We start from the raw sequence: 13,073 nt of genomic DNA on the forward strand, positions 1-13,073 counted from the left end.
GTCGCGGGCAGATGCCGATCAGGTCGTGTCGGTGCGGGCCAGTGTGCCGGGCCACCAGGCGCGGGGGCCGATGTCGATGACCAGGGCCGGCACGAGCAGGGACCGTACGACGAGGGTGTCCAGCAGGACGCCGAAGGCGACGATGAAGGCGATCTGGACGAGGAAGGCCAGGGGGATCACCATCAGCGCGGCGAAGGTCGCCGCGAGCACCACGCCGGCGGAGGTGATCACGCCTCCCGTGGTGACCAGTCCGCGCAGCACGCCCTCCCGGGTGCCGTGGGTGAGGGATTCCTCGCGTACGCGTGACATGAGGAAGATGTTGTAGTCGACTCCGAGGGCGACCAGGAACACGAACCCGTACAGGGGTACGGAGGCGTCCGTGCCGCTGAAGCCCAGCAGGTGCTCGAAGACCAGCGCGGACACCCCCAGAGTCGCCAGGAAGTTGAGGGCGACCGTCACCACCAGGAGGACCGGCACGACCACGGAACGCAGCAGCGCCACCAGGATCAGCAGGATGATGCCGAGGATGATCGGCACGATCACGGTGCGGTCGCGGGCCGCGGTCTGCTGGGTGTCGAACTGCTGGGCCGTGTACCCGCCGACGAGCGCTTCGGCGCCCGGGACCGCGTGCACCCGCTCCCGCAGCCGCTGGACCGTATCCTTCGCCGCATCGCTGTCGGCCGCCGCATCGAGCGTGGCGTCCAGGCGTGTCCTTCCGTCGACGACGAGCGGCTCGCCGACACCCGGCCGGGCACCCGACGTGGTGGCGGTGACCGAGGCCACCCCGTCCGTTCCCTCGGCCGCCGCCCGTACCTCCGCCGCCCGGCCGGCATCGGTGATGATGACGGCCGGGTTGCCGGAGCCGCCGGGGAAGTGCCGGGCCAGGGTCTGCTGTGCGCCGACCGAAGGAGCGTCGTTGACGAAGATCTCGTCGAGCGGGACGCCCTTGGACGACAGGCCGGGCGAGAATGCGGCCAGGACCAGGAGCAGCAGGGCCGAGGAGGCCCAGACGCGCCGCGGTGACCGGTCGATCAGACCGGCGATACGGCGCCAGACCGCGTGGGCGTCGGCGGCGGCGTCGGGGGCGTCGGCGGGTTTGAGGGTGGCGGGCCAGTAGGCGGCCCCGCCGAGCAGGACCAGCGCGGCCGGCAGGAAGGTCAGGGCGCTCAGTGCCGCGCAGGCGATGCCGATCGCGCCGACCGGCCCGAGGGCCCGGTTGTTGGTCAGGTCGCCGGCGAGCAGCGCGAGGAGGCCGAGGGCCACGGTGGCCGCGCTGGCGGTGACGGCACCGGCCGACCGGCGTACGGCGGCCAGGGCGGCTCCCGCCCGGTCCCCCTGGGCGGCGAGTTCCTCACGGAAGCGGGCCGCGAGGAGCAGGGCGTAGTCGGTCGCGGCGCCGATCACCAGGATCGACAGGATTCCCTGGACCTGGCCGTCCACGCGGACCACGCCCCTGCCAGCCAGCGCGTAGACCACCGCGCAGGCGAGACCGAGGGCGAGGACGGCACTGAAGATGATCACCAGGGGCAGCAGGACACTGCGGTAGACGAGCACCAGGATCAGCAGGACCGCCCCGAGCGCGACCCCGAGCAGCAGGCCGTCGATACCGCCGAACGCGTCGAGGAGATCAGCCTGGGCGGCGGCGGGGCCGGCGATCTGCAACGTGGTGCCCGGCACCTGCCCGGCCGTCCGCCGTACCTCGTCGAGTACGGCAGGGAGTCCCTTCCCGAGATCGGGTGCGAGGGGTACGACGGCCTGGACGGCAAGGCCGTCTTCAGAGAGGAACGCCGGGGAGGGCGTCGCGGTGATCCCGGGCCGCCCGGCGAGGGCCGCTGCCGACCGGGTGGCGGCCTCTTGCTGCGCACCGGTCACCTTTTCCCCGTCTGCAGTCCATACGAGGACGGCCGGGACGGAGGCCGAGGCCTCGAACGGCTTGCGGGCATCGACCACCCTCGTCGACTCGGCGCTGCGCGGCAGGAAGGCCGCCTGGTCGTTCGTGGCCACCTCGCCCAGCCGGCCGGCGTACGGACCGAGGGTCGCGCCCACTCCGAACCAGACGAGCAGAAGCAGGAGCGGCACGGCCCAATAGGCCCAGCGCGGCGTCTTCTTCAATGCGGACCCCAAAAGTCAGGTACGGCTGCGGCCGCACACCCGTACTTCCGGCCGACGCCCCCATCCGGTTGCAGTCGACGCCGTTCTGCCTGACCGCGGTGGCCGCGTCAGCGGGTCACGGCCGGGGCCCTGCGGCGCGGCGGAGCCTGTTCGCCACCGCCAGTCCGAGCCCCTCCTCCGCCGGCAGCGAGGCGACGATGAGGTCGCACCCCCGCTGGTCGAGCTCGCGCAGGAAGCCGTACAGGCCGCGCGCGTACGCGGCCACAAAACCGGGAACGTCGACCACGGCATGCGCCTTCACCGGGACCCCTGCGCAGGAGGCAGGCAGAAAGACTCCCACCCGGTGCCCCAGCTCCTGCGCGCGCTCCGCTTCGCCGACGACCTCCTCGGGCTCCACGAGGACCACGCGCGCACGCGGCGCGTAATGGGACGGATGCTGACCCGGCACCCGGACGCGGCTGCTCGAGGGAACGGCGAGCGCGTACCCCAGCACGGCTTCGAGGTCCTCGCGCACCACCCCGCCGGGCCGCAGGATCGTCGGGATCCCGCCGGTGACGTCGACGATGGTGGACTCGACACCGACCTCGCAGGGGCCGCCGTCCAGTACGCAGCCGACGGCATCACCGAGCTCCGCACGCACGTCGTCCGCGGTGGTGGGACTGACCTGGCCGAAGCGATTGGCGGACGGGGCCGTGATGCCGCCGCCGAAGGCCGCCAGCAGTGCGAGGGCCACGGGGTGGTCGGGCACGCGCACGGCCACCGTCTCCAGGCCGCCGGTCGCCTCCAGCGGCACCCGGCGACCGCGCCGCAGCACCAGCGTCAGCGGCCCCGGCCAGAAGTGTTCGGCCAGCAGCCTCGCCGCCCGGGGCACGTCCGCGACCCAGTCGTCCAGCTGCTCGGCGCCACCGATGTGGACGATCAGCGGATGGGAGGGCGGACGCCCCTTCACCTGGAAGATCTGCGAAACGGCGGCGGGGTCCTCGGCGTTGGCGCCCAAACCGTAGACGGTCTCGGTCGGGATGGCCACCAGGCCGCCGGCGCGCAGCACACCGGCCGCTTCCTCGATGTCACTCGTTCGTGCCTTCACCTTCGCATCCTCCCACTGTGCCGATCGCCCCCACTTCGTGGTCTCTGCGCACAACGAGAACACCACGGCCGAGGGCACCGGCAAGCCGACATCGAACCAGCCCAGCGTCTTCGCGTGGCGGCTTGACCGAGGGACCTGCGGCGACGTAACTTCGGGCGCACCGACTCGTGAGCTGATGGAAAGGGGCGAAATCGGATGTCGACCATCTCCGCACTGCTTCGCCTCGCCCACCAGGTCGCCTGGGCTCCGGGCCGTGTCGCACACGGCTGCTAGCAGCCCCTTTCCCGGCGTGCCCGATCGCGGCCCCGGCACCTTGCACTTTCTGTCACCGCCTCGGCACCTGCTTGCGTGCCGACGCGCGCACTCCGGGTTTCCGGGGCTGCGCCACCGAAACAAAAGGCTCCTGAAATGGCGACTAGGACAACCGGTTCCTCCGCGCACCGAAATGAGGGCGTGTCATGGTAGCGGCGCGGATCACGGTCAACGGGAAAGAAGCACCGATCGCACCCGTGAAGCCCCACACCACGGTGCTGGACTTTCTGCGCGAGCGCGGCCTCACCGGCACCAAGGAAGGGTGCGCCGAGGGTGAATGCGGCGCCTGCTCGGTCCTGGTGGCGCGTCCCGGGGTGGACAAGCCCACCGACTGGGTGGCGGTCAACGCCTGCCTCGTCCCGGTCGCGGCGCTCGACGGTCAGGAGGTCATCACCTCCGAGGGGCTCGCCACGGCCGGCCAGCCCGGAACGCCGTCCACCCTGCACCCGGTGCAGGAGGAGATGGCCGTCCGCGGAGGATCCCAATGCGGTTACTGCACACCGGGATTCATCTGCAGCATGGCCGCCGAGTACTACCGACCCGACCGCTGCGCGGCCTCGGCCTCGGCCTCGGGCTCGGGCTCGGGCTCGGGCTCGGCCGACGGCGGTGACCCCGAGCACGGGCCCAACGGCTTCGACCTGCATGCACTGAGCGGAAACCTGTGCCGATGCACGGGCTACCGCCCGATCCGCGATGCCGCGTTCGCCGTCGGTTCGCCCACCGAGGACGACCCCCTGGCCCAGCGCCGTGAGCGACCCGCGCCCGAACCGGTAGCCACCGAATACACCCAGGACGACAGCGCGTTCCTGCGGCCGGGCAACCTGGCCGAGGCCCTGCGGCAGCTGCGCGAGCGTCCCGACGCCGTGGTGCTCGCCGGAAGCACCGACTGGGGCGTGGAGGTGAACATCCGCTCCCGCAGGGCGAGCTGCGTGGTCGCCATCGACCGGCTGCCCGAATTGCGGGAGCTGCACGTCGCATCCGACCACATCGAGATCGGGGCGGCGAAGACCCTCACCGAGATCGAACGTCGCCTCGACGGCAGTGTCCCGCTGCTTGCGGGCCTGTTCCCGCAGTTCGCGTCCCGGCTCATCCGCAACAGCGCCACCCTCGGCGGCAACCTCGGTACCGGCTCCCCCATCGGTGACAGCGCGCCGGTGCTGCTCGCGCTGGAGGCGTCAGTGGTACTCGCCGGCGCGGACGGAGAGCGCGAGGTCCCGCTCTGCGACTACTTCACCGGATACCGGCAGAGCGTGCGCCGTCCCGGCGAGCTGATCCGCGCGGTGCGCATCCCCCTGCCGCTGTCGCCGGTCGCGGCCTTCCACAAGATCGCCAAGCGGCGCTTCGACGACATCTCCAGCGTGGCGGTCGCCTTCGCGCTCGACATCGAGGACGGGACCGTCCGCAAGGCACGCATCGGCCTGGGCGGAGTATCCGCCACCCCGATCCGCGCCTACGCCACCGAGGCGGCCCTGGAAGGCAGACCGTGGGCGGCGCGGACCGCCCTGGCCGCGGCCCGGGTGCTCCAGGCCGAGGGCACACCGATGGACGACCACCGCGCCAGCGCCGAGTACCGCTCCGCGATGCTCCGCCAGAGCCTGTTGAAGCTGCACGCACAGACCACCGAGCAGAACGCCGCACCGACCACCGAGCAGAGCACCGAGGCCGTGCCGTCATGAGCCACTTGTCCCAGCGTCCCGAAAAGCCCGTCGTCGGTGTTCCGATGCCGCACGAGAGCGCCGGCCAGCACGTCACCGGCTCGGCGCTCTACACCGACGACCTGGTCCACCGCACCAAGGACGTGCTGCACGCGTACCCGGTCCAGGTCATGAAGGCCCACGGCAGGATCATCGCGCTGCGCACCGAGTCCGCCCTCGCCGTGCCCGGTGTGGTGCGCGTACTCACCGGTGCCGACGTGCCCGGTGTCAACGATGCCGGAATGAAGCACGACGAACCGCTGTTCCCCGACGAGGTCATGTTCCACGGCCACGCGGTCGCCTGGGTGCTCGGCGAGACCCTGGAGGCGGCCCGGCTCGGTGCGGCGGCCGTCGAGGTGGAGCTCGACGAACAGCCTTCCCTGATCACGCTGCAGGAGGCGATCGCGGCCGACAGTTTCCACGGCGCCCGGCCCGTGATGCTGGCCGGTGACGTCGACGCCGGCTTCGCCGACTCCGCGCACGTGTTCACCGGCGCGTTCCAGTTCTCCGATCAGGAGCACTTCTACCTGGAGACGCACGCGGCGCTGGCCCTCGTCGACGAGGCCGAGCAGATCTTCGTGCAGAGCAGCACCCAGCACCCTTCGGAGACGCAGGAGATCGTCGCGCACGTGCTCGGCCTGCACAGCCACGAGGTGACCGTCCAGTGCCTGCGGATGGGCGGCGGTTTCGGCGGCAAGGAGATGCAGCCGCACGGATTCGCGGCGGTCGCCGCGCTCGGTGCGAAGCTGACCGGCCGACCGGTCCGGGTGCGGCTCAACCGGACCCAGGACCTGACCATGTCCGGCAAGCGGCACGGGTTCCACGCGACGTGGAAGATCGGCTTCGACGCCGAGGGCCGTATCCAGGCCCTGGACGCCACCTTGACCGCGGACGGCGGCTGGAGCCTGGACCTGTCCGAGCCGGTGGTGGCCCGCGCGCTGTGCCACATCGACAACACCTACTGGATTCCCAACGCGCGCGTCGCCGGCCGCATCGCCAAGACCAACAAGGTCTCCAACACCGCCTTCCGCGGGTTCGGCGGACCGCAGGGCATGTTGGTGATCGAGGACATCATGGGCCGGTGCGCGCCGCTGCTCGGCCTCGATCCGATGGAGTTGCGGGAGCGCAACTTCTACCGGCGGGGCCAGTTCACACCGTACGGACAGCAGGTCGGCCAGCCCGAACGGATCTCCGCCGTCTGGCAGCAGGTCAAAGACGACGGCCGTCTCGCCGACCGGCGGCGCGAGATCGAGGCCTTCAACGCCGCACACCCGAACACCAAGCGGGCCCTCGCGCTCACCGGCGTCAAGTTCGGCATCTCGTTCAACCTCACCGCCTTCAACCAGGGCGGCGCACTGGTGCTGATCTACAAGGACGGCTCGGTCCTGATCAACCACGGCGGCACCGAGATGGGCCAGGGCCTGCACACCAAGATGCTGCAGGTGGCCGCGACCACCCTCGGCATCCCGCTGCACAAGGTGCGCCTGGCCCCGACGCGCACCGACAAGGTGCCCAACACCTCCGCCACCGCCGCCAGTGCCGGGGCGGACCTCAACGGGGCGGCGGTGAAGAACGCCTGCGAGCAGTTGCGCGAGCGGCTGCTGCAGGTGGCCGGGACCCAGCTGGGCGCGAACGCCTCGGACGTACGCATCGTCGAGGGGGTCGCGCGCGTCCTCGGCAACGAGACGGAGCTGGCCTGGGACGACCTGGTGCGCGCCGCGTACTTCCAGCGGGTCCAGCTGTCCGCGGCCGGTTTCTACCGGACCGAGGGCCTGCACTGGGACGCGAAGGCGTTCAGGGGCTCGCCGTTCAAGTACTTCTCCCACGGCGCCGCCGCGACCGAGGTGGAGGTGGACGGCTTCACCGGCGCGTACCGCATCCGGCGGGTGGACATCGTGCACGATGTCGGCGACAGCCTCTCCCCGATGATCGACATCGGTCAGGTCGAGGGCGGCTTCGTCCAGGGCGCGGGCTGGCTCACCCTCGAGGACATGCGCTGGGACAGCGGTGACGGGCCGGGCCGCGGCCGGCTGCTGACCCAGGCCGCGAGCACCTACAAACTGCCGAGCTTCTCGGAGATGCCCGAGGAGTTCAACGTCAGGCTGCTGCAGAACGCCACCGAGGAGGGCGCCGTCTACGGGTCCAAGGCGGTGGGTGAGCCTCCCTTGATGCTGGCGTTCTCGGTGCGGGAAGCCCTGCGGCAGGCCGCCGCGGCCTTCGGGCCCGCCGGGGTCAGCGTGGAACTCGACTCACCCGCCACACCGGAGGCGGTGTACTGGGCGATCGAAGCGGCCCGCGGTGGCGACGTACGGTGCGGCGGCCCCGCCCGCGACGGCGGCGAAGTCCCCGACGACACCGGCGCTTTGAGCCATGCCTGACATGAGCTGGGTGGCCGCGGTCGCGCGGTTGCGAGCCCGCCGGGAGCCCGGCGCGCTCGTGACCGTCGCGACCGTGCGCGGCCACGCGCCCCGCAGGGCCGGTGCCAAACTCGTCGTGGGACGGACCGGGACCTGGGGTTCGATCGGCGGCGGCAACATCGAGGCCGTCGCCATCGACCGGGCCCGCGAGGTGATCGCGGAGCCCGATCCACAACCCGAGTTGATGGATTTCGCCCTCAACGACAAGGTCACCGGCCCCCACGGCGTGCAGTGCTGCGGCGGAACCGTCAGCGTGCTGCTCGAACCGCTCCCGGTGGTCCCGGCGGTGGCGATCTTCGGCGTCGGGCACGTCGGCTGGGAGCTGGCACGCATCCTGGCCCGCCACGACCTCGATCTGCACCTGATCGACACCCGCCCCGAGCAGCTCGCCGACGAACGGCTCGGTGTACTCGCCGACGCGGTGGCGCAGATCCACGTGCACCACACACCGCTGCTTCCGGAGGAAGTGCTCGCGAAGCTGGCACCCGGGACCCACGTCCTGATCATGACCCACGACCACGCCGAGGACGCCGCCCTGTGCGACGCCGCCCTGCGCACCGACGAACTCGGCTCGATCGGATTGATCGGCTCGGCCGCCAAAGCGGCGCGGTTCCGGCACCGCCTGACCACCGAGGGCGGCCACGAGGCCGCCGCCATCGACCGGATCAAGACCCCGATCGGAATGACCGAGATCACCGGCAAGGAACCCGCCGCGATCGCCGTGAGCGTCGCGGCAGACCTGCTCCTGACCTTCGAACGCGACAAGCGGTGAATGGTGCGGCCGCGAAACCCTCGCGTGTTACCCAACGGTAAGGAATGATGGCGGCGACCATCCACGAAACCGGGGGCCGAGACAGCGGTGACGAGTTTCGACGAACAAACCATCGTGCACGCCTTCTCGGACGACGCCCTGGGAGAGCACGACGCCGTCGGTCTCGCCGCGGCGATCCGGCGGGGCGAGGTTTCCGCCGCCGAAGCCGCCCGGGACGCCGTGGAGCGGGTACGGGCGGTCGAGGCGCGGCTCGGCGCGGTCCAGGCACACGTCGACAGCCCGGCGCCCGCTGCCGTCACGGGCGGCGCCTTCGCCGGTGTGCCGACCTTCGTCAAGGACAACACCGACTACCTCAGCCTGCCCACAGGGCACGGCAGCGCGGCCTTCCGCCCGAGCGCGGCGCGGCGGCACGCGCCGTTCACCCGACAGTTCCTGAGCAGCGGCGTCACGGTACTGGGCAAAACCCGGCTGCCCGAGTTCGGATTCAGCCCGACCACCGAGTACGAGGGCGCCGAACCGGTTCGCAACCCGTGGCACACCGGGTACTCGGCGGGCGGTTCGTCGGGCGGCAGCGCGGCCCTCGTCGCGGCCGGGGCGGTGCCGATCGCACACGCCAACGACGGCGGTGGCTCGATCCGGATACCGGCCGCCTGCTGCGGACTGGTCGGCCTCAAGCCGACCCGCGGCCGGGTCGTCGCGAATGCCCAGAGCCGTCAACTGCCCCTCGACCTGATCTGCGACGCCATCGTGAGCCGTTCCGTACGGGACGCCGCCGCGTTCCTCGCCGCCGCCGAGAAGTACCGGCGGAGCCCCGGGCTGCCGCCCCTGGGCCTGGTCGAAGGCCCTTCGGGGCAGCGGCTGCGCATCGGGCTCCTGCTGGACTCGCCGAACGGGGTCCGCTCCGACCCCGCGACGCGCGCGGCGGTCACACAGACCGTGACCACTCTCGAACGGCTCGGCCACAGCGTGGAGCCCGTGGAGCTGGCCATCGATCCGAGTTTCACCGACGACTTCCTCGCGTACTGGGGGATGCTGTCCTTCCTCCTCGGCGTCACCGGCCGGACCCTCGGCTCGGACTTCGACCGGCGCCGCATGGACGGCCTCAGCCGGGGGCTGCGCGAGGAGTACGTCCGGAACTGGCGGCGCACCCCCGGAGTGCTGCGGAGGCTGAAGCGCACGAGGGAGGCGTACGCGGCCTCGTTCCGCGGGCTCGACCTCATGCTGTCGCCCGTACTCGCCCACACCACGCCGCCGATCGGCCACCTCAGCCCGGCCGTTGACTACCCGACCCTGATCGAACGGATCCTCGCGTACGTGGCGTTCACACCGGTCGACAACGTGGTCGGCACGCCCTCGATCTCGGTGCCGTCGGCGAGCGCCACAGAGGGCGGACTGCCCATCGGCGTCATGTTCTCCGGCCGCCCGGGCGGTGAGCGGAACCTTCTGGAGGTCGCGTTCCAGCTGGAGGCCGACCGCCCGTTCCGGCGGATCCAGGACCTCTGACACCGCCGCGTGGGCGGTGACGGCCGGCCCCCGCTACTGACTACTGACCCGCCGCGCGGTCCCCCGGTGCCCGGCGCCGCTGCGCGGTGTCGGCCAGAGCCGGCGGGCGCCACGCGCCGTCCGGGTGGTAGAGGTTCGTCCCCGGCGGCACGATCTCGTCGATCCGGTCGAGCGCCTCGTCGCCGAGGACCAGTCCGGCGCCCTTGACCAGCGAGTTCAGCTGGTCCATGGTCCGCGGACCGATGATCACCGAGGTGACCGCGGGATGTGCGACCGGGAAGGCGACCGCCAGCTCGGGCAGGGTGCAGCCGATCCCGTCGGCGAGCTCGACGAGCTGTTCCACGGCCTCCAGCTTCGCGACATTGCCGGGGATCGCCGGGTCGAAGCGAGCGGGGGTCAGCGCCGCCCTCCCCGCGCTCAGGTCGATGGGCCCGCCGAGCCGGTACTTGCCGCTCAGGAAGCCGGAGGCGAGCGGGCTCCAGGTCAGTACGCCCATCCCGTAGCGCCGGGCAGCCGGCAGCACGCCGGCCTCCACCCCGCGCGCGAGGATCGAGTACGGAGGCTGCTCCGTACGGAACCGCGGCAGGGCCCGCCGCTCGGCGACGTGATGCGCCTCGACGATCTCCTCGGCGGGAAAGGTGGAGCAGCCGAAGGCGCGGATCTTGCCCGCCCGCACCAGGTCGCCGAGGACCGAGAGGGTCTCCTCGACATCCGTCGAGTGGTCGGGCCGGTGCACCTGGTAGAGGTCGATCCGATCGGTGTCCAACCGCCGCAGACTGTCCTCGACGGCCTGCACGATCCACCTCCGCGAGTTCCCGCTGCGGTTGCGCCCCTCCCCCATCCGGAAGTGGACCTTGGTGGCGAGCACGACATCGTCGCGCCGCCCCTTGAGCGCCTTGCCTACGATCTCCTCGGACTCCCCGGCGGAGTACATGTCGGCGGTGTCGACGAAGTTGATGCCCTGATCGAGTGCGGCGTGGATGATCCGCACGCACTCCTCGTGATCGGGGTTCCCCACCGCTCCGAACATCATCGTGCCGAGGCAGTGCGCGCTGACTTCTATGCCGGTCCCACCGAGAGTGCGGTATCTCATGGTCATGGGCCAGCACTCTAGGAGTTGGAGTGCGCTCCAGCGCAAGCGCTCCGTGCCGGGACGCGGCACGGGCCCCTGCCGGGAGTTCGGCAGGGGCCCCACGGTGCGGAGAGCTTCGGCGCGAGTGCTTCGGCGCGTCGGGACCTGTTCTCGATGAGCGGCACCCCGGCCGACGCGACCTACCGTCTGCCGTCGGTGTGAGCGCCCGGCCTCACTTCAGATGCCGGGTGAAGAACTGGGCCGCGGCCTCCCCCGCGAACTGCGGGACGCCGGTGTGCCCGCCCATGTTGGCGTGCAGCGTCTTCTCCTGCGAGCCGAAGGCATCGAAGAGGTCCAGTGCCGCCTGCCGCTCGTTGCCTTCGTCGTCCCACTGCAGCAGGACGTGCAGCGGAATGGTGACCTGGCGGGCCTCCTCGAACATGGCGCGAGGGACGAAACTCCCGGCGAACAGAACGGCGGCCGAGATCCGCGGCTCGACCACCGCCAGCCGGGTCCCGATGGAGATCACTCCGCCCGAGTAGCCGACCGGGCCGCCGATCTCGGGCAGCGTGAGGAGGGCGTCCAGGGCGGCCTGCCATTCCGGGACCGCCCTTTCGACGAGCGGGAGGACGAGGGCGTCGACGATCTCGTCGCCGACCGGCTCGCCGGCCTCCATGGCCCGGCGCAGGTCCGCGCGGGCCTGCTCGGCGGCGGCCCAACGGGGCCGGTCACCGCTCCCGGGGAGCTCGATGGTGGCCGCGGCGAAGCCATCCGCCGCCGCGTGCCGGGCCCGGCCCGCCAGCCGGGAGTACATCTTCTGCAGTCCGAGCGGGGGGTGGCCGAGCAGGATCAGCGGCGCCGGTGCGGATGCGGATGCCGATCCGGGCGTCCACAGGATGCCCGGGATCTCGCCGAGGGTGAATTCGCGCTCGAGGACACCGTCGTCGAGGCGTTGTTCAGAGGTGAAATGCATGGTCGTGCCTTTCGGGAGTGCTGTTGAACGGCGCTCCCGGACGACCTATCGCCCGACCGTGACCCCGGAGGAGAGCACCCACGTGAATACGTTCACGGGTACCACCTCCTCGTTCTCTCGCACGGCCTCCGGAAGATTAGCAATGCTCGCCGTGCCCGGCCAACGGGTTTTTACGAGGGCGCCCGAGGCGGACCTGTCCGACGGCTCGCTCCCCCGCGCGACGCCAAGGGGTAGGTTGGACGCGTGATCGACTTTCTGCGGGGTGCCCCGGTCTCAGGCAGTCTCGACGTCGGCTGGCACGCGGGCTGGCCCTCCCCGAAACACGACCCGGCCCCGGAGATCCAGGTCCACGCCTACTCCGAACACACGGTGCTCCTGCGCCAGAACAAATCCGTGCACTACGAAGCCCCGTTCCTCTTCCTGCTCTTCGGCAACGACCGCGCGCTGCTCCTCGACACCGGCGCGTCCGCCGACCCTGCCCACTTCCCCCTGCGGGAAACGGTCGACCGGCTCGTCACCGACTGGCTGGAACACCATCCGAGGCCCGCGTACCCGCTGCTGATCGCCCACACCCACGGACACGGCGACCACACCGCGGCGGACCCTCAGTTCACGGACCGGCCCCTGACCACCGTCGTGGGACCCGGACTGGACGAGGTCACAGCGGCGTTCGGCCTCACCGACTGGCCGCACCGCACCGGCGTACTGGACCTGGGCGGCCGCATCCTCGACCTGATCCCCGGCCCCGGCCACCAGCGGGCCGCAGTCGTCTTCCACGACCGCCACACCGGTCTCCTGCTGACCGGCGACTCCCTCTACCCGGGGCGGCTCTACATCGAGGACCGGACCGCCTACTCGGCCACCGTCGACCGGCTGCTGGGCTTCTGCGCCACCCATCCCGTCGGCCATGTCCTCGGCTGCCACATCGAGATGACCACCACGGCGGGCGAGGACTACCCCCGCGGCACCACGTACCAGCCCGACGAGCCGCCGCTCCAGCTCACCACGGGCAGCCTGCACACCCTGCGCAGAGCCCTCGACGAGACGGCGGACCAACACGGCACCCACCCCTACGGGGAGTTCGTCCTCGTGTACCAGGACTCACCGGGCATCACCGAATCCCGGTGAAGG

The 13,073-nt window shown here is 71.3% G+C and carries 9 protein-coding genes; 5 read left to right on the forward strand and 4 right to left on the reverse strand.

Going from position 1 to position 13,073, the window contains the following annotated elements; all coding sequences use genetic code 11:
• Positions 1-18: 18 nt before the first annotated feature.
• Entirely contained in the window at positions 19-2,112 is a 2,094-nt protein-coding gene (locus ACFXGI_RS03330) for an MMPL family transporter (protein WP_384702522.1), read from the reverse strand.
• A 115-nt stretch (positions 2,113-2,227) separates the two neighbouring features.
• Positions 2,228-3,199: an L-threonylcarbamoyladenylate synthase gene (locus ACFXGI_RS03335; RefSeq protein WP_384702525.1), complete on the reverse strand. Its 972-nt coding sequence runs from the start codon at positions 3,197-3,199 to the stop codon at positions 2,228-2,230.
• 458 nt (positions 3,200-3,657) lie between these two features.
• Between ACFXGI_RS03335 and ACFXGI_RS03340 the strand changes: the two genes are divergently transcribed.
• The 4 genes from ACFXGI_RS03340 (at position 3,658) to ACFXGI_RS03355 (ending at position 9,897) form a co-directional block, all read left to right on the forward strand.
• Entirely contained in the window at positions 3,658-5,187 is a 1,530-nt protein-coding gene (locus ACFXGI_RS03340; protein ID WP_384702528.1) for a xanthine dehydrogenase small subunit, read from the forward strand.
• Positions 5,184-7,583: a xanthine dehydrogenase molybdopterin binding subunit gene (gene xdhB / locus ACFXGI_RS03345; protein WP_384702531.1), complete on the forward strand. Its 2,400-nt coding sequence runs from the start codon at positions 5,184-5,186 to the stop codon at positions 7,581-7,583. The genes ACFXGI_RS03340 and xdhB overlap by 4 nt, the downstream gene beginning before the upstream one ends.
• Before the next feature lies 1 nt (position 7,584).
• On the forward strand, positions 7,585-8,394 hold the full coding sequence (gene xdhC, locus ACFXGI_RS03350; RefSeq protein ID WP_384702705.1) for a xanthine dehydrogenase accessory protein XdhC: 810 nt from the start codon (positions 7,585-7,587) through the stop codon (positions 8,392-8,394).
• Between the two features lie 87 nt (positions 8,395-8,481).
• On the forward strand, positions 8,482-9,897 hold the full coding sequence (locus tag ACFXGI_RS03355) for an amidase (protein ID WP_384702534.1): 1,416 nt from the start codon (positions 8,482-8,484) through the stop codon (positions 9,895-9,897).
• Positions 9,898-9,937: 40 nt separating this feature from the next.
• Here ACFXGI_RS03355 and ACFXGI_RS03360 read toward each other — a convergent pair whose 3' ends face one another.
• Both ACFXGI_RS03360 and ACFXGI_RS03365 read right to left on the reverse strand, forming a co-directional pair.
• The gene (locus ACFXGI_RS03360; RefSeq protein ID WP_384702708.1) at positions 9,938-10,990 is read right to left on the reverse strand and encodes an aldo/keto reductase; all 1,053 of its coding nucleotides are present in this window, start codon (positions 10,988-10,990) and stop codon (positions 9,938-9,940) included.
• A gap of 211 nt (positions 10,991-11,201) precedes the next feature.
• The gene (locus ACFXGI_RS03365) at positions 11,202-11,942 is read right to left on the reverse strand and encodes an alpha/beta hydrolase (protein WP_384702537.1); all 741 of its coding nucleotides are present in this window, start codon (positions 11,940-11,942) and stop codon (positions 11,202-11,204) included.
• A gap of 243 nt (positions 11,943-12,185) precedes the next feature.
• Between ACFXGI_RS03365 and ACFXGI_RS03370 the strand changes: the two genes are divergently transcribed.
• Entirely contained in the window at positions 12,186-13,070 is an 885-nt protein-coding gene (locus tag ACFXGI_RS03370) for an MBL fold metallo-hydrolase (protein WP_384702540.1), read from the forward strand.
• Positions 13,071-13,073 lie beyond the last annotated feature (3 nt).

Origin of the sequence: Streptomyces sp. NPDC059355, assembly GCF_042752335.1 — a bacterium.
Classification (GTDB): Bacteria; Actinomycetota; Actinomycetes; order Streptomycetales; family Streptomycetaceae; genus Streptomyces.